The organism is Niabella ginsenosidivorans (assembly GCF_001654455.1).
Lineage (GTDB): Bacteria > Bacteroidota > Bacteroidia > Chitinophagales > Chitinophagaceae > Niabella > Niabella ginsenosidivorans.
Window position 1 is genome coordinate 4,896,762 of record NZ_CP015772.1, and the last position, 22,775, is coordinate 4,919,536.

Sequence of the window (22,775 nt, forward strand, 5' to 3'; positions counted from 1 at the left end):
ATATGAGGAAACGACTGTTACTTTTTTTGATCCTTTCTTTTTGTGGAATTTTTAATGGCATTTCACAATCCTATTATTTTACCCATTACCAGGTAGAAGACGGGCTGTCCAATAACGCGGTATTGTGCATGATGCAGGATAAACTGGGCTTTATGTGGTTTGGCACACGCGATGGGTTAAACCGGTTTGACGGGTTGTCCTATAAAATATTCCGGAACAACCCTTCTGATCAGCGCACCATTGGGAGTAACGCCATTATCAGTTTATCTGAAGCGCCTGATAAAAAAATATGGGTGGGTACCGAAAAAGGGCTTTATATTTTTGATGAGCTCACAGAAGAATTTGAGCCCTTCAAACCCGCCGGCAACGGGGCGGTTCAATCCGTAAAGGTAATTGGGGATGAGGTTTATTATATTACCCTGTATGTTCTGTACAGTTATAATACCAAAACCAAGCAGCTCCACACCTATTCATTCCAGAAAGAGGTTACCGCATTTGCACGGTTCAGCGACGGCAGTTTATGGATCACCACCTCTACCGGCATTATTGCACGGTATAATCCGGGCCGGAACAGCTTTGACAAAACCTATGACCTGTTCAGCAGGTCGGCACATCCCGTCTCCAAATGGATACAGTCTGTTTGTGAATTGGGAAACGGGTTGGCACTGGCAGGAACCTCCAACGAGGGGTTAAAGCTGCTGGATACCCGTACCGGCGCCTATAAAAACCTGATCACCTATAACCCGGATAAAACGGATATTACCGTTATGGACATCCTGAAAGCCGGTACGCATGAGTATTGGGTGGCCACACAGTCGGGCATCTATATCATCGACCCGTTTACCAGTCAGTATCATTACATCCGTAAAAAATACGAAGATCCCTATTCGCTTTCTGATAACATTGTACAGGCACTTTGCAAAGACCGGCAGGGAGGTATATGGGCCAGCACCTACTTTGGAGGGGTCAATTATTATTCCAAGGACCAGATGCTCTTTAAAAAATATTTTCCCAAAACAAGCGAAAACTCCATCAGTGGTTATGCCGTGGGGGATATCCGCAAAGATAAGAACGGCCTGTTATGGATCGCAACAGAAGACGCCGGGTTGAACCGGTTTGATCCAAAGACATCAACTTTTAAAAACTTCAACCCAGCCATCAATAAAAACACGATCTCTTATTCCAACGTGCAGAGTTTACTGGTTACAGAAGACGCCATATGGGCCGGTACCTACTTACACGGGCTGGATCTGCTGGATCTGAACGGCAACCGGCTGCACAATTACAACACGTTAAACGCTGCCATAGGAAGCAATTTTATCGGCTCCCTGATAAAAACCCGGCAGGGGACTATTATTGCAGCAACAGACAAGGGTGCCTTTATTTTTTCCAAACCGGAAAATACCTTCCACCGTATTACACAGCTGCCAAATACATTTTTCAGAACACTCCATGAAGACCCCCAGGGCAACATCTGGGCCGGTACCTATGGCAACGGTGTGTACAAATACCAGCCTCAAACCCAAAACGTATGCCATTATGTATTCTCGATCAACAATAACAAAAGCCTTGCCTGTAACATCACCAATGCTATTTATTACAGCGCTGATAGCATTACCTGGCTGGCAACGGAGGGTGGTTTATGCCGCTTTGACGAGCAGACCCGTCAATTAAAGATTTATACCACCCAGGAGGGCCTGCCTGCCAATGTTATTTATACCATACTGGAAGACGGCAAAAAAAATCTCTGGCTCAGTACCTCAAAAGGGCTGGTCCGTTTTACCCCGGCAACCGGGCATATGCAGCTCTTTTCAAAATCACAGGGTTTGCTGACGGACCAGTTCAATTACCGCTCTGCATACAGAGACAACGATGGTACCCTGTATTTTGGAAGTGTAAAAGGCATGATCAGCTTTCACCCTGATTCTATTCCTGATGTACAATTCTCCGCACCTGTGTACATAACAGGTTTCCAGATCTATAATAAAGAGTTGCCGATCAACGCCGGTCATTCACCGTTAAAACAATCCATTTTATTTACCCGAAAATTAACATTGTCCCATAACCAGTCCACATTTAGTATTGATTTTGCAAGTGTAGACTATAATTCCCCGCTTACCATACAATATGCCTACCAGATGGTGGGGCTGGATAAAGGCTGGAACTATTTATCCAGCAACCGGAAGGCCTATTATACGGAGCTGGCGCCCGGTCAATACACGTTTATCGTAAAAACCATTACAGATGATACCGGTAAGCCCGTTGATTTTGCACAGCTTGAAATCGAGATCCTGCCCCCCTTGTGGCAAACCTGGGAAGCTTATGTGCTTTATGCAGTCACCGGGTTGCTGCTTATTTTCCTGACAATAAAATTCTTTATCAACCGGTCTAAAGAACGGCATAAAAGAAGAATGGAAAAATTAGCCTTTGAAAAAGAAAAGGAGCATTATGAAGATAAAATAGATTTTTTCACCAATGTGGCGCATGAGATCAAAACACCTCTTACCCTGATCAAAGGCCCTATGGAAAATATTATGGACGAGATAGAAGCTACTTCTCCCATAAAAAAGAACCTGGAGCTGATGAGCCGCAATACCGACCGGCTGACGCACCTGGCCAACCAGATCCTTGATTTCAGGAAGATTGAAACGCATGGCTTTCACCTGAATTATACCACCGTGAACATTTCGGAACTGTTACAGGAGCTCTTTTCCCGGTTTCAACCCATTGCCGCGTATAACCACCTCTCTTTTGAATTGCAGGCAGAACCGGATGTGTTTGCTTATGCGGATGAAGAAGCGCTGAATAAAATATTCGGCAACCTGATCGACAATGCGGTGAAATATGCCCGGAGCTTTGTACGGGTTCACTTAGCCTATACCAATGAGCACAACAGTTATAAAGCCCGTTTTATCAACGACGGGTTTGTTATTCCGGAGGAAGACCGGGATAAAGTATTTGAAAGTTTTTACCGCGTTAAGGACACGTCCGGCCAGTCAGGAACGGGCATTGGTCTTACGTTAAGCCGTACGCTGGCCGAAATGCATAATGGGCGCTTATTTATAGATCCTGATCAGCAGGAGGTCAATGTATTTGTGCTGGTACTACCTTTGAACCCTCAAACCCAAAAACCGGAAATAGTATGAAGGCTGTAATTCTATTGGTTGAAGACAACAGGGAGATCCTGGATTTTATTGAAAGCAACCTGTGCGATCAATATACCGTAAAGAAAACCGCCAATGGCAAGGAGGCACTGGAGGTGCTCCGGAACGAAATAGTGGATCTGATCGTAAGTGATGTGATGATGCCCCAGATGGATGGGTTTGAATTATGCCGGATCATTAAATCCGATGTGGAGCTCAGCCACCTGCCCTGCATCCTGTTAACCGCCAAAAATACCTTGCAGGCACGCCTGCAGGGACTGGAGCTTGGGGCAGACGTCTATATAGAAAAACCCTTTTCACCTAAACACCTGAAAATACAGATCTCCAACCTGCTGGAGAACCGCAATAAAATAAAAAACTATTTTGCCAACTCACCCCTTGCCCAGCTAAAAACGATCGCCCATACAAAAGCCGATGAAAAATTTTTAGAAACAGTGAACCATATTATAGAAGAGCATTTGCAGGAGCCGGAGCTGGATGTGGACCGCCTGGCCCGGTACCTGAACATGAGCCGGCCTACTTTTTACCGGAAAATCAATGCGATCTCGGACCTAACGCCTAATGACCTTATCAACCTCACCCGGCTGAAAAAAGCCGCCCGGCTGATGAGCGATGGCCATAACATCAATGAAGTATCCGAAATGGTGGGGTATAATTCCCCCAAGATCTTCAGCAAAAATTTTGAGAAACAATTCGGCATGATGCCTTCAGAATATATCTCCGGCCATTTAAAGGGATAAGGGGAATAATACCATTTAAACTTTTAATTCGTCAGGATCTGACAGTGTTCTTTCAATGTAAATGGCATAAAAACCCTGTAACATCAGCAAAAAAGGAACCAGGAAGGTTTTCTTCAGACAGTCTTAAACCGGGCAGCGCCCGTTTATTTGATATAACCAAATTCTTTTAAAAAACGGGTAAGCTGCTCCAGGGTTTCGTTATAATATTTTGATCCCCTGTTATAATTGAAAAAGCCATGTCCCTGGCCTTCATACAACAGCAGATCACAACGGCTGCCTACCTCCTGCATTTTTTGCTGGTACTGTTTTGCTATTGCTACAGGAACCAATTTGTCCCGCGTTCCCAAAAAAATAATAGCAGGCGCCGCACCTTTCTTAATATTATGAAAGGGCGAAATTTCCCGGAACCGGTCCTTGAACAGGTCGTAACCATAATTACCGGGTCCATTGTTCAATACCGGGTTAAACAAGGCCAGCAGATCGGGCCGCGCATTGATATGAAGGTCATCTGTTGCCTCATCAATTTGCGTAAGATCGGCCGCTGCTGCTATATGCCCACCGGCAGAACCACCGGCTGCGGCAATTTTATCCGGGTCAATGCCCAATGCTGCGCTATGGCCCCTCAGATAACGGATGGCAGAACGCCCATCCTTTACGCTTTCAAACGGAGTGGTTCCCTGTCTTGATTTTACCCTGTAGTCTGGTGTTATGGCGATCATTCCTTTTGAAGCGAAAAACAACGCCTGGTTTTTAAACTGGTCCATAGTGCCCTCTGCCCATCCACCGCCAAAGAAAAATATGATGGCCGGATATTTTGCTCCTTTTTTATAATCCGCCGGGTAATAAATTTTCATTTTGAGCTGCGTGGCGTCTGTTGTTTTATACGTTATTTCCACCACAGAAGGCTGCGCAGATACAATGACAGCACCAAACAGCATTATAATAAAAATGTATATGCTCTTTTTCATCATCTTTTTTTAAAGAAATCAATCGTATGCCCGGCAGCAATCAACAACTGCTGCTGTTTTTCTTGCTGTTTGTTTTAATGAGCACTTACTTTGTATCTGCCGTTACTGCCGGTTTACCGGCAAATACAATATAGCCCGGCTTTTGTATTTCATATCGATCGTCCGGGTTCAATACCTGAACCCGCACATGATGCCGGCCTGGTGGCAATAAATACTTCCAGGCAATTTCCTGCTTGCGGGAAGTAAAATCCGTAGGCAGGTGCACTGTTTCCGTTTTTTTACCATCAATAAATACATCGGCATGCACTATATACTCGGGGCTTTGATTGTTTTTCTTTTTTACTTCACCCCGAAGCACAAAGCCGTTCCCTTCGAAATCAAAGGAGAGCTCATTCCCCTTTATTATTACCCCTTTTGCCAGCACCGGGTATAAGCCCGGAAAACTTTTTTCATACTTTACCGGCACCGGCTTTTGGGTAAGGATCGTAACCGTACCATCGGCATACTGTCCGCCATTGCGTTTAATATTTTCCAGGGCATGCTTGTATCCTATTTCATAAACTTTATTCAATGAGATCGTTGTGTATTTGAAATCAATATCCTCAGCCCCTTCCAGGCCTTTTTTCCAGTAATCAGGGATCCGGTCATACCCCAATACAACGCCTAATATACCACCGGCGGATGAAGGGTTACAATCCGCATCCTGACCGGCACGTGTGGCTATTTCCAATGTTTTTCCAAAATCGCTATTACCATATAACAGGGCCATCACCACGTAGGCAGAATTAATGGTTGCATCAATATCAAAGGGAAGAAAGATTCCGTCCGGACAGCTCAGATCGCTGGACCACTTGCGTTGCAGCTCAAACCAGGTCTGCTGCCAGCTGTCAGGATATTCTTTATGCCAGCGGATTACATCCGCAATGCACTGGTAATAGCTGCTTTTAGCCGGGATCACCTGCAAAGCCTGCTCTACTATAGCATTAACGTTCTTATTCAGAAAAGCCAGCGTATATAAAGCGCCCATATACACACCACCATACCACCCATCACCATAATTCATAATATGCCCGATCTTGTTGCTGATCGCCGAAGCGGCATTGGGCATACCCGGACTCATCAGCCCGGCATAATCCGCTTCTATCTGGTAATCGATATCGTCCGCATGCGGGTTGTTTTGCCAGTGCCCGCTTTCCGGGGCTTTTATGCCATTGAGTATATTATACCGGGCAGCCTGGTTGGCGTGCCACAGCTTGTACCCTGCATAGGCAAAAGCATGTGCAAATGAATCTACAGGCGCATCAAGCCCCAGGCGCTCAAACACCTCCACAAAGGTCAGGTCCATATACAGATCATCATAGAGGCCGGGTGTTTCCAGCATCGTTTTTCTTACATAGCCTTTTTCCCAGAACAAGGGTTGATAGTCCTGTATAAAAGTGCCATTATACCGGAACTCATAGGGCCCTCCAAAAGTAACGCCGATGGTCTGTCCGGCCCAGCCGCCCCGGATCTTATCTTTTAATACTTTTTCACTGATGGTGATCTTTTCGCCCAGCTTTACCGGCTTCCCCGGTACCTGTGCCTGTATATGCGCAATACTTAAATACAGAACGAGCAGCAGTGCACTATTTTTTTTCATATATATCTTTTTATCGATTTTAATACTGTGTAACTCCGCAAAAAAATATCATTGACTATGATACAAAAGAGGGTGTATCAAAAGCAATACCAGCTCAGTCACTGATAACCGCAAGTTCTTTAAAATAACAAAACAACTGTCGTGCTGAGTTTTTTATTTGCGTAGCAAAAACAATGAAACAATGACAAACTTTTTATCGTCACCCTGTATGTAATGCAGTAGAGCCGAAGGGTCTCTAAAATCGCAGAAACTCCTCGGCTGCGCTCGGATCCGATAGCTATCGGATGACGATCTAAGACTCTTACGTTCAGCCTAATCAAAAATCTGTCATTAACAGGCACAAATAATAGAGAAATTAAGTTCTTTAAAATGACAAACTTTTTTACCGTCACCCTGAGTGGAGCAAAGCGAAACCGAAGGGTCTCTAACTTTTGTAGAGATTTACCTTCGGTGAAATTGTTCTCCACTACGCTTCGCTTCGGTGCCAATGACAAGATATGTAATGCACTATATTTCAACTAATTTCAAGTTGTGTTTTGTAGCCAGTTTCAATAAATACTGTTGCTCGCGTTGCTTTAATTGCTGTTCATATTTAGCAGCTCCTTGTTCTAAATAAGCTGTCCCTTTAGTCAGTAAGTTATAAAATGCAATAGCAATTTTTCTGGCTCCTGCTTTTATTGCAATTGCGGGACCTTTCCTGGTGCGTATTCTGCGTATAAATGTTCCAATGGCTATATGTTTGCTATTGAGCAGCGATTGTGCGATCTCCCTGAATATCTGGCCCACTCTGGAACTGTTTTTCATTTTTGCTTTCCTGCTGCGGCTGCCGCTTTGGTTATGACCAGGGGAAAGCCCGCACCAGCTTACATAATGCTTTTCCGTAGGAAATCTACTCAGATCGGTACCTGTTTCTCCCAGCAGCTTCAACATAGAATAGTTGGTTACTCCCGGCAGACAGCCCGCATCTACACCGTATATATTGAGCAATTTTTGATTTAAATCCTTAATCATTGGCTTATGATGGCGTACGGGCTTCTCCTTATGTACCGGCGCTACAAATGAACTACCTTGCTCCAGAAAAGAAAGCAACACTTCCATACGCTGATCTACTATGAGTATTTGCTGCTCATGAATTTTCCAAAGCTTGAGGTTCTGTTCCAACAAGAACAGCCAGCTTTCATTGTAGTTGCCTTCTAAGGCCATCAATACCTCGTCTGCCTTTTTATCTTTTATACTTTTGTGACACAGGCTTAATAATACCTTTCCGTCCCTTTCCCCTCTAAGGATCGCCTCTATCATACGGATACCACTGACACCAGTAATCTGAGAAATAACCTCCGTCAATTTGATGTTCATCAACTCTAATGCCTTCTGCATTTTATTTACATAACTGCTGCCCATACTGATAATATCTTCCCGCTTCCGCATTAGCATCCGGAGTTCTTTCAATCTACCGGCCGGTATATAGCTTTGCCGTACCAATCCTGCACTAAACATTTTCTGCATCCAACAGGCATCCGCAACATCTGTCTTCCGACCTTTTACCTGCTTTACCTCTTTGGGATTTACCAGGCATACACAGAAACCGGCTTGCTCCAGCAGCTCATGCAGCGCAATCCAGTAGACGCCTGTAGCCTCCATACATACATTTTTCACCTGCTGGCTCCTAAGATCTTCAATACACTTACGATAGCTAAACGTAAAAGTATCGTAACTTTTAACCGTAATCCCATCACAGGAAACGAAGATTTTCTTTGAGCCGATATCAATAGCGGCTGCACACGCATTGTGTTGTTCAAAACTGACTAAATTTGACATAACTACTTTTTTAAGTATTAATTAAAAAAAGCAGGTTACAGCTCAAAGAGGTTCAATAAAAAAGCAATGTGCCAAACGGGAATGCTGCTGCAAACAGTATCACCAAACATTAATGCACCATTCTTTGAAGCAAGTGTCGACAGGAGGTACAAAACACTAATCGATACGACGGCTACGCTGCTGTAACCTGCTTCTTTCAAAGATACCACTTGTCATTACTCATTAATTTTGATCCCTAATTAACAAGTCGAAATGACGAAACTATGTATATTCATTTCCAACAACTTACAACACTTATCATTAACAGCCAGCCTGACGAACCATGATCCGATTGCAAAAATTCGCCCCTTGGCAGGCTTAACAGGACAATCAAAACTCTTTTGATACAGCTTCAAATAAGCTCTTATTTTTCCTTTCATGGTGAACGATACTGGCTTAAAAATGTTTTGAAATTATCCTTCCGAACAATAAACACACCCTCATGGGCATGCGCCTCCAGAAAACCGGTCAGCATTTTTATTTCCTGATCAGGGACGTTTCCTGTGTGCTGCAACCGGCGGATGCGCAGATCCAGATCCGCATACCGCAACATCAGGCCCAGCCGATGCAGGTTTTCCGCGATCCGCTTCTCCTGCATTCTTTTCGCCATTCCGGTTATAAATTCGTACTGTTTTGCCAGTACTGCCTGCGCCCTCCTGATCTCCTGCGGCGCCTTAAGGGTCGTATATGGGATACCGCTGTACCGGGGCAGGATCCGTTCAAGATCCGAATAAACGGTTAATGCCGCGGCGGCCTGGCTGCCATACCGTATTTTACAATATTTTTTTATCAAGGCATCTACGGGTACGGACGGATCCCATGCAAGGGCCGCCAGGGTATAATGGTTCAGCTCATAGGTGTACCAGTCTCCCGGCTCCGCGTAGGTTGAAATACCCTGCAAGGGCAGGCCCGCATACCATTGCAGCTCTTTTTGAATAAAATGAGGAAAGATAACCGGGCGCGAACGCCAGGCATACTTACGGTAATAGGAATACAGGCCGATATTCCCCTTAAACCTGTTTCGCCAGGCCCGGATCGCAGCAGCGTATGCTGCGTTATTCGCATGGGCAGTGTCATAAATGGGTTGTTCAAAGCTCTGGTTGATGGGGCAGATATCCACCAGGATCTGTTTATTTAATGTTACCTCCTGCGGCGGCAGCAAAACCTGCCCGTAGGCGATCATCTCCAGCCGCGTGGAGAGCCGGTAAGCACGGAGGGCCGAGTCTACCTGGTTCAGCAGCGCTGCCTGGCGGTCTAAAGGCGATCCCAGCATTTTCATATCATCACTTTCTGCCCATTTGGCTACATCGGGTGGCCAGCAATCGAAAATGTCTATTTCGGGATGTGCACGCAGGTAAGCAATAATATGGTTGATGAAGTACCGCACTGCCGGAGGATTGGCGGTATTGAATACCAGGTTCCGGGTGGAATCCCATTGTCCGTTCTTATTTTTGCCAAACCAATCAGGATGCCGGTGGAACAGCGTTCCCTGCTCCATATGTGGGTTAATAAAATTCTGGTATCCATGACCACCTACTTCCAGGAGAATCCCTCTTTTCTTTAATTCGGGGATCAGTGCATTGCGCCAGTGATCCCATTGCACGCGACCTGCGCCCTGGTAATTCAGGGGCACCATTAATACATTCAGCCGGACCTTGGGCATCCAGTCGATCAACTGCTGCAGGTTTTCACTATTGTGCGACCGGCCTTCTTCCACATCCAGTTTCCGGATGGCCATGCGGGGATGTTCTGTTACAGCGCCTGATGTGTACCGGACCGTTGCAATTGAAGGAATGTATTCCGATTGCCCCTGATAAAAAGAAAATTGCGGGGCCAGCCACTCACAGCCCAGGCGATGCAGGAGGTCATATACAGCATACAGCAGCGCACGGCCGGAGCCGGCGGTGAGTGCCAGTACCTGTTTGCTGACCCGGATGGTATAGGATTCCTCCGCTAACGTTTTTTCAATTTGTAAAGAAATGGCAGGCTGCCGGGTACTGCCCTGAACGATAAGAAAGGAGGCGCCGGAAATCTGCTGTAAATAGCGGGCAAGCTCTGCAGCGGCAAACCGTTGGGTATTTGCAGGAGCAGACGGAAGGAGGATAACTGCAAGGGCTTTGCGGGCTTCAGCAATCCGGAATTCCGGAGCTGCATGCCACAGGTCATTACCACAGACGGGATTCACAAGGGACCTCTTTGCCGACACCTGCATTGTCCACAGAAGTGCTACCGTTAATATATACCAGTACCGGTTCATCTATTGAAAGGTGGGCGTTTGAACATTTGCCACGTTAAGATTCATGAGCGTTATCCAGTTAGCAGCGGTCAGTTGTGTACCGTTGAACAGGAAATGATCAAATACCAGACCATCGAAAGGTTTGTCCGGATCGCCGGCAATGATGTAATTATGAAAGCCTTTTGACAGATCCATCTTTACGTTCCAGTTTTTAAAAGTGAGCCCGTGTATTTCGTTCGGGCTTGCTGCATTGGGAGAGACCCGGAAGATGAGCGGTACCGGGGTTTCGGTAACCAAATCCTCAATCACCCAGTCCTTTTGCAGACCGTACATACCTCCTTCGGCAAACTTATCGCCCACGCAACTGATAACGCCGCGGTTCACCGCTTCATTGTTCCATTCTGCATGCAGGATATCTATACGGCTTACAGTAACATTGGTTGCATTTCCATTGCCCCAGCTCATTTGTATGATACCGCCGTTGTTCAGTTGCCAGCAAACACAATCCGTAAAGCGGATATTGTTGCGGTAGATCTTGATATTATCGTCATTCGCCCATATAAAACAATGGGACACCGTTGAGCCTTCATACGCGGCAATGCCATCGCAGTTGTAGGTCCAGGCCCCGATGGTCTTTACCCAGCTCACGGTATTGTTCTTACCGATCAACCGCACCGCAAAATGTTTCTGATCGGCAATGGTGATCCCTTCCAGCATAATGTTATTGCTCTGGTTGATGGCTTCCACGCAATGCGATTCCCGGTAATTCAGTTTTGCAGAAGATAGTATGCCTCTTCCGAAAATGTGCACATCCGGGTTGCCGTCCATGATCAGAGCGCCGTATACCCATGCCCCTTCAGCCAGGTACACATTTTTGATATGAGCGGGAATATGGAACACGCCCATATTGTGCACGCCCGGCCTGAAATAAATACCGGTGTATTGCGCACCAATATCCGCAAAATCAGTATCGACAGCATTCCGGAATATCCTGTAGCTGCCGCTGGCAGTATCCGGTTTGTTGGTTTCTGCCGGGTTGGCAAAGAGCATCAGCCCGTTCTTATACCCATTGGCCCCAATCTCCACCGAGCACTGACCGGGCTGGTTCAGGGTGAATGTAATGGTGTTGCCATTTACGGCGGGCGTAATGCCATATCTGGAGGGCAGTATGGTTACATTGCTGCTCATGGTAAGCCGGCTCTGGCTCAGCAGCTTTACTTCTATGGTAATGGTTCCTGAAAATGAAAAGGTAGACCAGTTGATGGTGCGGCCTTTAAAAATATTCAGGGGATACATATCATTGGTGGTCATGTTCATATACCCGGCCTGGTAAACCGGGCAGGCATTCTGGAATACCACCTGCTTCTGCCGGACGCCGCCATTGCGGATAACGGTCACTTCATAAATATCAGACTGGGGAACACCTGTGTAAGACACAGTATCCGTTGCAGGAGGGTTCTCTCCATTGTCATTGTTGCCATCATCAATACTGCTGATCTTTGAACAGCCCAATGCCAGCAGCAGCATGATGCCACCCAAAAACAATTTCAGATTGCTGTATAATAATCGGCGGATCGTTGTCATTTGTAAAATGTTTATAATGAGGCTTCTGTATTAATGCGCTCCTGCCTCCTTATCCCTGAAAAATACTTTTGCCTTTTCAACAGGCTGGCGGCGCAGGCCCGGTCCGCTCCAGTCCAGCTTTACAAAAGGGTCTCCATTCTCTTCATCGCGGTAATATGAAAAACTGAACGGGTGCAGGCCGGCCTTTAAAAAGATCGTTTCCTGCCGCGGCAGATTGCCGGAATACCCATAGTCCGCATCCAGCACCTGTATATCATGAATGCGCAGGAAAGACTTACCATCGCAAGCCATGTAAAAAGTGTATTCCCCATCACGAGGCACGGAAATATATCCGGTAAACACGGTTACCGTTTTCAGTTCCTTTCCTTTTTCGTTCAATTCCGGAAATTGTACATGATCCCTCGTTACCGGTTTCAATCCCGCCGTTTGGGGTATCCAGGGAAAGTTGCCGGTATAAATGCTCCGGTTCAACCCGGGAACAGGATCCACAACTTTTACAGCGGGCACCAATGCACTATCGTATGGGCGGGGTGATCCAATACCGATGTGATGCAATTGCAATACCCGGTCCTGCACATACGACTGGAATACTGATACGCTTACAGAACCGGACGTATCCACATACGGCAGTTTTACCGCAAGCTGCCGGGCAGGATCATTGGCCAGGTTCTGCAGCTCCGCCGGATCATTCACCACATTGTAAATTTCAAAAGGGTCTTTGGCAGATTGGATATTGTACCGCACGGCTACATAATCGCCTACGCGCAGCAATTGTGTCTGCCCGCGTACCCGGCCGCGCTTGGCAGGAGCGAACGCTGCGTAGTCCGGCGTCTTTTCTTCTCCGTGATATTCTATGTACACTGTCGGATCTCGTTGCACCCCTTTCCCGGTAAGCACCGGTAAAAGGGAAATGCCATCCATGCGTTGCGGAGCAGGCTGACCGGCAATATCAATAAAGGTGGGCGCCCAGTCATAATTGATGGCAGGTGTGGCCACCACTTTTTTTGCCGGGATATGCCCGGACCAGCGTACAATAACAGGCAGGCGCACACCGCCTTCCCAGGTATCGGCCTTTATCCCTTCAAAAGGACCAAAGCTGGAAAAGAACGTGGGGCGGTTGGGTGGGAACCGGTCTTCCGGTAAATAGGATTCGTTGGACGGGCCGTTATCGGAAGTATATACAACAAGGGTGTTGTTATCAATATTCAGATCTTTCAGCAGCTGCATCAGGTCTCCCACGGCATCATCAATGCGCCGGTTGGCAGTGGCGTACCGCTTGTAAGTGGCCGGCCAGGGTTTGTTGGGTGTGGAAGGGTCATTGTCATCATCATAGGTGGCATTTGCATATTCGGGATACATGTAGGAGTCCGGTGTGCCCGATGCGGTTGTGATCATGTGCCCTGGCTTGCCGATCCACTGCATGCCACCATGCAACCCGCCTCCTTTGGGATACGCCTGCGTGGGCAGCTCCTGTACGGCATGCGGTGTTTCAAACGCCAGGTATAAAAAGAAGGGTTTTGACTGATCCCTGCCGCGCACATGATCGGTGATATATTTTTTTGCCGCGGCGGTCCACAGGTCCGGTGTATAGCATTTATCCAGTTTTGAAGTGATGTTCGTTGTGTTCTGCCACACCCCTTTTCCATTCTCTGCCCAGTACTTCCGGTAGAGCGCTTCTTTCGGGTAATGCTCATGACCATCTGCATGGCGCATGTATCCGAAATAATAATCGAACCCGCGCTTTAACGGGTGCGCCGGCCACTGGTAACCGTTAAGGTCATATTTGTCATTCCCTTCAAGCCCCCATTTGCCGATCAGCGCCGTTGTGTAGCCCAATGTACGCAGCGTATTGGGCATGGTATAATTATCATCCAGTGCTTTGTCAAATTCATTGTCCCGCACATTGGAATGTCCCTGGCTTACGCCCAGCATCAGCGAGGCGCGGGATGGCGCGCAAATAGGAGCTGCCACATAATGCTGGGTAAATACTGCGCCCTCACTGGCCAGTTTGTCCAGGTGAGGTGAAATTTCGAATGGTTTTGAAGCATCGTGCAACTGTGCCCGCTGATTCTGAAAAAAAGCGCCGATGTCCCCATAGCCCTGGTCATCCGCAAGAATAAAAATGATATTGGGTTGCCTACCCGCCTTGCTTTGTGCTAACAGTTGCAGAGCACCAACCGAACAGGTCAATGCATATAAAAAAACAAACCGGAACAGCTCTTTTTTTAACCACATGCAATAAGATGTTTAATTAATCAATCTGATTTTGAAACCAGGCCAGCCGCCAACCTCCGGTCTTCCGGCCACCCGCTTCATAAAAGGGCACAAAAATCAATGGTGCAATACCGCCCGGATCAAAACGGAAATACACTGCCTGCTGGTTTTGCCTGCCGGAAACCGGTGTAAAAAAGGAACTTATTTTTTCCGGGGACAGCTGAAAATTCCGTTCACGGTCTTTATGATCGATTAACCCGTTGCCGGCATATACCAATGGACCTTTGGTAACAGCGAACCAATCTGCGCGGTACATGTCTGCAGTTCCCTGCGGCATAGTAGCAAATTCGGCACTGCGCACCACGCGCAGCGGCATCGGAAAATCAAGCTCAATCACATTTTGCTGATCCCAGTCCCTTACTAACCGGTAATAAGCGCCGCTGCTGATGCTGTCTTTATTGATCTTTTGCCCCTCAACGGTTATTACGGCATCTTTTGCCCAGTCCGGTATGCGGATAAATAAAGGGAAGCTGCTTTTTTGTGAAGGTTTTACGATCAGTTTTATTTTACCGTCGAAAGGATAACGGGTCTGCTGTATGAGCTGCACAGTATTATTGGGGCTTAGCGCTATTGTAGCAGACCCTGGCGTAAACAGGTTGCAGGCTATACCTCCCTGCCTTTTTGTATATATGATTGATGTTAATTCTTCAAGGGCCATCGCCCCGCTTGAGGGGCAGCAATCATTATAGTTGGCGGCAAAGATGCGCCCGTTGGTAAAGGAATGATAGGTCCAGAGCTGGCCATCAGACAACTGCGCGCCCAGCAATGCGTTATAAGCAGCTTTTTCTGTTTCCTGTGCATACCGGGCTTCTCCGGTAAGATGCAATAATAGTTTATTCAACTGGATCCATGCCATAATGCTGCAAGTTTCCACAAAGCCGGAAGGGTTCCAATATCCTTTGGTATTAAAACATTCCTTATGTTTCCCGATACCGCCCCAGGGGCCGCCAGTAATGGTAAGATGGTAATCACGGATATTCTTCCAGGCGCTTTCAACCGCTTCCAGGTATTGGGGCTTATGGGTTACTTCATATAACTTAGCCAGCCCGGTAAGGTTCCAGATGATCTGGTAGGCCTTTCCATCTGCTACGGTTTCCAGGTCTTTATGCTTCTGCATGGACGCGATCAGCCGTAACCCGTCACGCTGCTCCACCTCTTTTACGATCAGCTCCCCAAAATTCAGGTACCGCTGATCGTGGGTAGCCTTATATAATTCAACAACAGGATCCAGTACAACAGTAGCCGAATACCCGTAACGCGTGCCATAATTGGTAATATTGGCAGCACCGTCTCCAAAGGTTTTCAATAACAGTTCCCCGATCTTTTTTGCGGCACCCAGGTAGCGTTCGTCCGGTATTTCTTTATTCAGTTCCAGCAACCCGAGTACCATGCATCCCAGGCTCCATACATCCCAGGATTTCTGATGCTGCAAAGAAGCTTTACTGGTAATCCGCAACTGCGGGGAATAGGTGCCCATATACCCATCCGCCTCCTGGTTGGCCACCAGGTAGCCGGCTGTTTTAAGCAGCAGTTTTCTGAGGGTGTCATTTCCGGTTCTGCCTACGGCAAGTGATGCAGCATACAGCCATTTGCCGGCATGCTCGCCATACCAGTCTGTGGTCTGGTTCTGCTTTCTTGCTTCAGGGGTAAACATTTTAATAAGCGCCCCGTTGTTCCATTCCGGAAGTGTGCGTAACCGCCCGTGCTCACTGAGCGCCATGGCACTCCCCAAAAGCCCGTCTACGGCAACCTGGCCGGGAGGAATATAAGCATCAGCAGGTAAACTATCATAAGGAATATTGCCGGCCCTGCCATTTGTCCGGCACAGGAGCAGGAGCACTAAAAAAAAGCATGTTTTAAAAAATCGTACAGCCATATCATTATTATTAAACGGGCTATTGGATCACCAGGTCTTTCCAGTAAGCATTACCGGAAACCTTACCCGGTATCAGCACCCGCTGATAAATCCGGATAGTCACTTGCTGGTGCGCAAACTCCGTAAGATCAATCTTTATAGTTTTCCAGCCGCGGCCGGATGCGGGTCCTTCCATCAACTGATCGAACTTTTTATAATTATTTATAAAGACCATGCATCTCCATGCCCGCATGGAATCCACCCCGACGCTCAAACGCAATTCCTTTTGTCCGTTAAGGGTAATGGTGCGCGTCAACAGCACTCCTTTTACCTCATCACGCGGATAGGTTGCCAGCACACTGTCTTCCAGATAAGTAATGCCCCTGAGGCCGGGCATGCCCCCTCCCGCTCCGCCAAATCCCGGGTTACGGAGCTTCCATTCAGGGTTCCAGAAGCGGGTAAGCGCTTCCAGGCGGAACAATTCCGCCGGCTGTGTATGTACCGGCTCCGCTATTAGTTTTATACGGCTTCCTGCAATAACCATCCCCTTGTTTTTAAGCAGCTGCAACCCGATTGCCGTGGTCCTGGCGGCCAGTTGAGCAATCGATTCGTTCACAGCAGGGGTCAATATTACACCGCCTAACTGCCGGCCAATGATCCGGTCACCCAACTGACGGACCATGCCAGCCGGAAGCGCGCTCATACCGTGCATAGCCGCCACTACCGCACCAGCGCTGGCGGCATTACAATCTGCATCTGTAAAGTCGGCCGCCTGAAAAGCCAGGTTGACCGTTTTTAAAAAGGAGCCGTTGCCAAACCAGACACAGGCCGCCACAATGCCACCATTAGCAACAGCGTTGTTGGAAGCGGGGTATTCTATCCGCCAGCGTTTTTCTATTGCAGAAAAAACTTCCGGTGCAGATTTGCCGGCTGCAGCCAGCCGGATCACCATATCCAGGCATTGACGGTAAGGAGACGCCGGATGGATCAGCTGTGCGGCTTTACGTACAATGGTTCTGGTATCCTTTTCGGTAAAGCCAAGGCTTACCAGTCCGGCAACAAAAACACCGCCATCGGCCCCTTCAGCATACCCGTTGATGTGCGTATATTTTCTTGCCAAGCTGCCGGCAACATTGGGGAGGCCCGGGGCAAGCATTCCATATAATTCTGAAGAAAACTGCGGGCCAATGGTATGCCATAATTTATTATACCGGGGATGCCCGCAATCCGGAGGCATTATGCCCCGCAGCATTAATAAGCGTGCCTGCTCACTGGATCCCCAGCTGCCCGCAGCATTCTGCAGCCATTGCTTTCCAAGCTGCTGCACGCTCATATCAATGCCGTACTGCTCAAATGCCCTTAAAGCCACCATTTCATAATACCAGTCATCGTCTACCGGCGCATGGGTTATGGTGTCGCTTAGGTGATCGATCCAGCTTACCGAAGCCGCCTTATGTTCAAAAGGCCAGCCCAGCATGGCTCCCAGGATCTGTGCCGCCCATACTGCCTTTACCCGGTCCTGGTACGCGGATAGCAAAAGCGGTTCCGGAGGCTTTTGTGCCTTAGCCCTGCAGGCTATACAACACACAATAAGGAATAATATGATCGTTCGTGTCTGCTGCATTTATTTACCTGCATAAATAATGAGCCCGATACCGACCAGGAATAACAGGAACATGGCTGTAAGCAGCGCATTAATGCGTGAAGCGCCTTTAAATTCTTTCCAGATAAACACGCCCCATAACGCCGCCACAAGCGTAGCGCCCTGGCCCAGGCCATAGGAAATAGCCGGACCGGCCTTCCCCGCGGCGATCAGGTTAAAGGAGTTACCCAGTCCCCAGATCAGGCCGCCTAATATCCCTACAAGATGGGTTTTAAAGTGGCCTTTGAAATAATCCGAATAGCTGACGGCAGCCCCTTCAAAAGGGCGCTTCATCAGCAATGTATTAAATACAAAATTGCTCAGCAGGATGCCGCAGGAAAAAATAAATACGGCTGTATAGGGCGTCATTTTTCCGGGTTCAGGATTTACAAAATTTTCCAGATCCATTGAGGCGGCAATAAACCGGTAAAAAAAGGACATCAATATACCGGCAACTATGGAAAGGATAATCCCTTTTGAGGAAACCGTTCCGGTACCGGCAGCTTTTCTTTTATAGGCAATGGCATTAAGAATGATGGCAAGCATTACCAGGGCAACACCTGTAAATAAAAGCACCGGATCGCCTTTTTGCGCTCCCAGGTAATTGATAAACACACCCAGGATAAGCGCCAGCCCGATACCGATGGGAAAGGCTACCGCCATACCGGCAATGGCTATGGCTGCAGAAAGCAATATGTTTGCTGCATTAAAAATAACGCCGCCCAATAATGCTTTGCCAATGTTCACCGGGTCCGCCTGTGCCAGATCATTTGTAAAACTGCGGCCTTCACTGCCCGTGCTGCCCAGGGTAAACGCAGAAAGAACGGAAAAAAGAAAGATACCGATGACATAATCCCAGTAAAAGAGCTCAAAACGCCAGCTTTTACTGGCCAGCTTCTGCGTATTGGCCCAGGAACCCCAGCAGAGCATGGTAATGATGCAGAAAAGAACCGCCTGCGCATAACTTTGAACAATAAACATGTTTTCTTTTTTTGAAGTTTTTAAATGAGCAATCGTTGAAACCTTTATAAAATCTAATTGTAACAGCGTGAAACAAAACTACCGGATACTACCCCGGAGTTTTGATCAATGCATTACATTTAAGTTTATCAGATCCGATCATTCGGATGACAAGTTCTTTTAATCGTCATCCCGACCAAACCTGCTGAAAGCGGGGGCGCGGAGGGATCTTATCTGTTATAGAGATTTCTCCGCTCCGCTTCGGTCGAAATGGCGCATTTGTATATTATTGATTATCAAAATATTATGCTGTATGTCATTAATAGCTTGCCGAACAACGAACCATGATCCGATTGTAAATAACCAGACTGTCGCCATTCACTCTTTCGGCAATCCCGATCCCAATAGCTATTGGGACAGAAGACCTTTCGCTTACGTGATTTATCAGTATTTTAAAGAACTCAAAACTATTTTTATTACGGCCCTCACTGCGGCAGGCTGGATGCCTCCCTTAATGATCCTCATCAGGATCTTTTTCCCCGTTGCCCGGCCATTTGATGGCAGGATTGTATTTGGGATTGGCTGCCGGCATTTTTGCCCCTACGTCTTTGCGCCATTGGTGTAGCATGGATTGCAGCTCACCGGCCTTTGCTTTTTCAGTGGCCGCCAGATTGTGCTGCTCATAGGGGTCCTCCTTAATATTGAACAGCTCCACCGTATTGTTTTCAAAATATTCGATCAGCTTATAATCGCCATACCGGATGGCACCACCCGGGCTTTGCGCCCCGTGATTGCTGTAATGCGGGAAATGCCAGAACAGCGGTTTATTCTTTAACTGCTGCGCCTGCTGCTCATTTCCTTCCAATAAGGGCACAAGGCTGGATCCGTCAACCCCATTCTGCCCCCTTGGCCGGGCTCCTAAACCAACCATATCCAGGATAGTCGCATAAAAATCCGTACTGATGACCGGTATGTCAGAATGAGCGCCCGGCTTTGTATGCCCGGGCCAGTAGATGATCAGCGGCTCCCGGATACCGCCTTCATACAGCCACCCTTTACCGCCCCGTAAGGGATAATTAGAAGTAGAAAAGGCTTTATCTGCATCACAAACGGAAACATTGCGCGCCGGGTTCCCGAAATTGGCAGCCGACATGCCTCCGTTATCCGAGAAAAAAATAATGATAGTATGATCTTCGATCCCCAACTCTTTTACCTTGTCTACCACTCTACCGAAATTTTCATCCATATTTTCCACCAGTGCGGCAAACTGCGGATTGTCCTGTCTTTGTTTGATCTTAACGGTCCGGTCGGCAAATACCTTTATTCCCTGGTGTTGGCCATCATTCAGGCGTTGATTAAGCTGGTCCCTGGTAAAAGCGGCCGGGTCATCAGGGTTTCCTTCCAGTATAAAAGGTAAGGAATCTTTTTTGGGCAGCTTATTCTTCTTTTTTTCATATTTGACCACCAGATCTCCACGCCCCTGTATGGGATCGTGCACCGCAAACTGGGCAAGGTAAAGGAAAAAGGGGCGCTCCCGGTTCTGCTCCATCCATTTCATGGCCTCGGTAGTAAGCCGGTCTGTAAGGTATTCTCCTTTTGGGCCGCCTTCAAGCCCTTTCATATCAAAGGGAGAAAAATAGGTGCCGTTGGGCCATCCTTTATTGTATTGGGGCACATGCACATCAAAACCCTGTTTTTGGGTGGAAGCGGAGTCTTCTCCCAGGTGCCATTTCCCGTAAACAGCCGTTGCATACCCGTTTTCTTTCAGCACCGCAGGCAGGGGGTTGGCATTATAAGGCAGGTGCTGTTCAGACCGTACATTCTTTAATTTCTGAAAGGAAAAATCCTTTCTGCCCGGCAACCAGTCTGTAAGACCAAGGCGTGCGGGGTACTGGCCGGTAAGAATGCTGGCCCTTGTAGGGGAACAAACCTGGCAGGCAGCATAAGCCTGTGAAAAACAGAACCCCTGTTTTGAAAAGTTATCAATATGCGGCGTTTCATAAAAGCTGCTTCCCTGGTACCCCAGGTCTTTCCAGCCCAGGTCATCGGCCAGGAAAAAGATGATGTTCCATTTTTTTGCCGGTGAACCGGTTGAAGGCCGATGAGCAGACTGGCTGTAAACAATGCTATCAGTAAATAATAACGCAGGCAGTATATACAATACAATCCATTTTTTCATCTGTTTATTTTTTATTTTTTTTAAAGATCATTGTATCCCGGCGAACAGGATTCCCTGCTGATCAATTACCAGCCCGGGTTCTGTGTCAGGTTAGTGTTCAGCTCTCTTTCTTTCTGGGGCACCGGCCACAAATAATTCTTATTGTCCCAAACCTGTGTCCAGCCGGGCACTTCTATTGTCTGCAACTGTCCCTGATCATCCTTATAAGTAATACCATATACTTTACCAGGCATAACTTCCCCGGCAATCTTCCAGCGCCGGATATCAAAAAAGCGTTGCCCTTCAAAGGCCAGCTCCACCATTCTTTCATGCCGGATGATGTTCTGCAGCTGTGCCTGTGATTTGCCGGTTGTTATTGCCGGCTGGTTTACATCAGCACGCTGCCTTACTTTATTTAAGGCATCATAAAGCTTTTCATCCAATTGGTTCAGTTCTGTCTTAGCTTCCGCAAACGTCAGCAGCACCTCTGCATAACGTATCAGGATGAGGTTAATGCCGCAATTACCGGGATGGGCAAGATCTTCTTTGTTCACATACTTTTTAACATTGAAGCCTGTTGGGGAAACCACAAAGGATGAGCCAACGGCATCACCTGTTTTACTGTCTGGCAGCGAATTAAATATTTTACCATTGGGCAGGCTGTCTCCCGGAACAAATACGGAATACTGCAGCCGCGGATCACGGTTCTTATACGGATCGGCCGGGTCATACCCGCTGCCAGGATCGGTAATAGCTGCACCGTTTTTCATTTCATAGGCGTCCACTATTTTTTTGGTCGGCACCCATTTGCTGTTTGCATTCACACTGCGCGGCGCCAGTGCCTGAAAAATACTGTTGGAATAAACATCCTGAACATACTGGATATCCAGGATCACTTCCGGGCTGTTTTCTGATTGATAACTGAACAACGTTTTATAAGAAGGCAGTAAGCTGTAAACGCCCAGATCCATTACCTGCCGGGCAGCATCGGCGGCCTCCTGCCAGCGGCCGGCGTAGAGCATTGCCCTGGCTTTCAACGCCAATGCCGCTCCTTTTGTAAACCGTCCCACATCGCTTTGTTTAACGGGGAGCACTGCTGCGGCGGCATCCAGTTCGCTGGCAACAAAATCCCAGACTGCTTTAGCCGGGTCGCGGGTAACCCGCCGGCTTTCATCCACTGTTAATTCTGAAGTAACCAACGGAACATCTCCAAACAAAAACACCAGCTGGTAATAAAAATAACTTCTCAGGGCCCTTACCTCTCCTTTCAGCCGGTCAATAAGGGCAGGGTCTGTTACTTCTATCTTATCCACATTGGCCAGGAAGCTGTTGGCCGCGCGGATGCCCGCATAATTCCGCGTCCAGTCACCTGAAATACGGCTGTTTAATGCGTTGAACTGGCCCTGGGAAATAGAGGCTTCCTGCGGGCCCGTTGGGTTGGTAAACACAATATCAGACATACAGTCCCAGCCTATAAAATGATCTGCATCCTCCGCCATATACGTATACACCGCATTGGCAGCAAGCACAGCATCTGTTTCTGTTTTCCAGAAGATCTCTGTTGAAATGCGATCGTTAGGAATCGTATTCAATAGATCCTTTTGGCACCCCCAAAGAAAAAGCAGCAGGAAAAGGACGCTCAAACTATTTACAGACTGTTTCATTGTTTTTAATTTATTCTGTGAAAAAAACACACCG

13 protein-coding genes are annotated in these 22,775 nt (G+C 47.5%); 2 read left to right on the forward strand and 11 right to left on the reverse strand.

Going from position 1 to position 22,775, the window contains the following annotated elements; all coding sequences use genetic code 11:
- Nucleotides 1-2: 2 nt before the first annotated feature.
- Both A8C56_RS20675 and A8C56_RS24205 read left to right on the forward strand, forming a co-directional pair.
- On the forward strand, nucleotides 3-3,146 hold the full coding sequence (locus A8C56_RS20675; RefSeq protein ID WP_169818811.1) for a ligand-binding sensor domain-containing protein: 3,144 nt from the start codon (nucleotides 3-5) through the stop codon (nucleotides 3,144-3,146).
- On the forward strand, nucleotides 3,143-3,904 hold the full coding sequence (locus A8C56_RS24205; RefSeq protein ID WP_084490315.1) for a response regulator transcription factor: 762 nt from the start codon (nucleotides 3,143-3,145) through the stop codon (nucleotides 3,902-3,904). The genes A8C56_RS20675 and A8C56_RS24205 overlap by 4 nt, the downstream gene beginning before the upstream one ends.
- A 143-nt stretch (nucleotides 3,905-4,047) precedes the next feature.
- Here the strand turns inward: A8C56_RS24205 and A8C56_RS20680 are convergent, their stop codons facing one another.
- From A8C56_RS20680 to A8C56_RS20730, 11 genes are all read right to left on the reverse strand, one after another.
- The gene (locus tag A8C56_RS20680) at nucleotides 4,048-4,875 is read right to left on the reverse strand and encodes an alpha/beta hydrolase (RefSeq protein ID WP_157098044.1); all 828 of its coding nucleotides are present in this window, start codon (nucleotides 4,873-4,875) and stop codon (nucleotides 4,048-4,050) included.
- Nucleotides 4,876-4,957: 82 nt separating this feature from the next.
- Complete coding sequence (locus A8C56_RS20685) at nucleotides 4,958-6,511, reverse strand: ADP-ribosylglycohydrolase family protein (RefSeq protein ID WP_067760313.1); 1,554 nt, start codon at nucleotides 6,509-6,511, stop codon at nucleotides 4,958-4,960.
- Between the two features lie 507 nt (nucleotides 6,512-7,018).
- Nucleotides 7,019-8,329 carry an IS110 family RNA-guided transposase gene (locus tag A8C56_RS20690; RefSeq protein ID WP_071609351.1) on the reverse strand — a complete coding sequence of 437 codons (1,311 nt, stop codon included), beginning with the start codon at nucleotides 8,327-8,329 and terminating at the stop codon, nucleotides 7,019-7,021.
- A 415-nt stretch (nucleotides 8,330-8,744) separates the two neighbouring features.
- On the reverse strand, nucleotides 8,745-10,553 hold the full coding sequence (locus A8C56_RS20695) for a DUF4838 domain-containing protein (protein WP_169818812.1): 1,809 nt from the start codon (nucleotides 10,551-10,553) through the stop codon (nucleotides 8,745-8,747).
- 72 nt (nucleotides 10,554-10,625) lie between these two features.
- On the reverse strand, nucleotides 10,626-12,188 hold the full coding sequence (locus A8C56_RS20700; protein ID WP_067760319.1) for a hypothetical protein: 1,563 nt from the start codon (nucleotides 12,186-12,188) through the stop codon (nucleotides 10,626-10,628).
- Between the two features lie 30 nt (nucleotides 12,189-12,218).
- Complete coding sequence (locus A8C56_RS20705; protein WP_084490316.1) at nucleotides 12,219-14,423, reverse strand: sulfatase-like hydrolase/transferase; 2,205 nt, start codon at nucleotides 14,421-14,423, stop codon at nucleotides 12,219-12,221.
- A 16-nt stretch (nucleotides 14,424-14,439) separates the two neighbouring features.
- Nucleotides 14,440-16,338, reverse strand: coding sequence for a glycoside hydrolase family 127 protein (locus A8C56_RS20710; RefSeq protein WP_084490317.1), 1,899 nt, complete (start codon nucleotides 16,336-16,338; stop codon nucleotides 14,440-14,442).
- Nucleotides 16,339-16,357: 19 nt separating this feature from the next.
- Complete coding sequence (locus A8C56_RS20715; RefSeq protein WP_067760321.1) at nucleotides 16,358-17,941, reverse strand: ADP-ribosylglycohydrolase family protein; 1,584 nt, start codon at nucleotides 17,939-17,941, stop codon at nucleotides 16,358-16,360.
- Complete coding sequence (locus A8C56_RS20720; RefSeq protein ID WP_067760323.1) at nucleotides 17,942-18,940, reverse strand: GRP family sugar transporter; 999 nt, start codon at nucleotides 18,938-18,940, stop codon at nucleotides 17,942-17,944. It abuts the gene before it with no gap.
- 490 nt (nucleotides 18,941-19,430) lie between these two features.
- Nucleotides 19,431-21,098, reverse strand: a complete 1,668-nt coding sequence (locus A8C56_RS20725; protein ID WP_067760325.1) for a sulfatase — start codon at nucleotides 21,096-21,098, stop codon at nucleotides 19,431-19,433.
- A gap of 65 nt (nucleotides 21,099-21,163) precedes the next feature.
- Nucleotides 21,164-22,741, reverse strand: coding sequence for a RagB/SusD family nutrient uptake outer membrane protein (locus tag A8C56_RS20730; RefSeq protein ID WP_067762368.1), 1,578 nt, complete (start codon nucleotides 22,739-22,741; stop codon nucleotides 21,164-21,166).
- Between the last annotated feature and the right edge of the window lie 34 nt (nucleotides 22,742-22,775).